The organism is Streptomyces olivaceoviridis, assembly GCF_014650115.1.
Taxonomy (GTDB): Bacteria; Actinomycetota; Actinomycetes; order Streptomycetales; family Streptomycetaceae; genus Streptomyces; species Streptomyces olivaceoviridis.
This window is the reverse complement of sequence record NZ_BMUI01000125.1, coordinates 1-674: the sequence shown is the minus strand read 5'-3', so window position 1 is coordinate 674 and position 674 is coordinate 1. Positions and strand designations below refer to the sequence as shown.

Annotated in this window: 1 protein-coding gene; it reads right to left on the bottom strand. The window is 58.2% G+C overall.

All coding sequences use genetic code 11. The features are described 5' to 3' along the window. Positions 1-70 precede the first annotated feature (70 nt). A complete protein-coding gene (locus tag IE273_RS45595; protein WP_189820564.1) occupies positions 71-493 on the bottom strand; it encodes a hypothetical protein in 423 nt (140 codons plus the stop codon). Positions 494-674 lie beyond the last annotated feature (181 nt).

Below are 674 nucleotides of genomic sequence, written 5' to 3'. Positions count from 1 at the left end.
CCCATCTGGCCCAGCTGTTGGAGGTTTCGGAAATGGTGGTGGCATGATCCCTGGAATTGGTCTCGGAGGTCTAGGATTCGGAGCTAACGCCGATGTTAATGTTGGAGGAGGCCTCGGTGCAGGAATTGGAGGTATCTTCTCGGGCAGTACAGATCTCGCCTCGGGCATCAGCGGCAACGTCATGGGCAACGTCGGTGTCGGCCTCGGCGGTCTCGCAGGAGCCGGTATCAATGCAGGCGCCCATGCGGGAGTCGGTGTTGGTGCTGGGGCTCGTGTTGGAGCCGGTGTCAACGCCGGTGCCAACGTAGGAGCTGGGGCTCGTGTTGGAGCCGGTGTAAACGCCGGTGCGAACGTAGATGTCGGGGCTCGTGTTGGAGCCGGTGTCAACGCCGGTGCCAACGTAGGAGCTGGCGTCGTGGGTCCCATTGGAGTCGGAGTTGGCGCTAATGTCGATGCAAATGTTGGTGTGGCCCCTATTGGCGCTGGAGCCCACGTTGGAGCTGGTGTCAATGTTGCTAGCCCCGTTGGTCCCATCTACGCTGGTGCAAACGTTGGCGCTGGAGTAGCTGTATAAACCGCTCACGACTCTTAGATGTTATCCCCCACATCTTGTGTAGTAATTACATTCGTTTTTCACGTCCTCCCATGATTCCCAATACACACGCAACACAGAA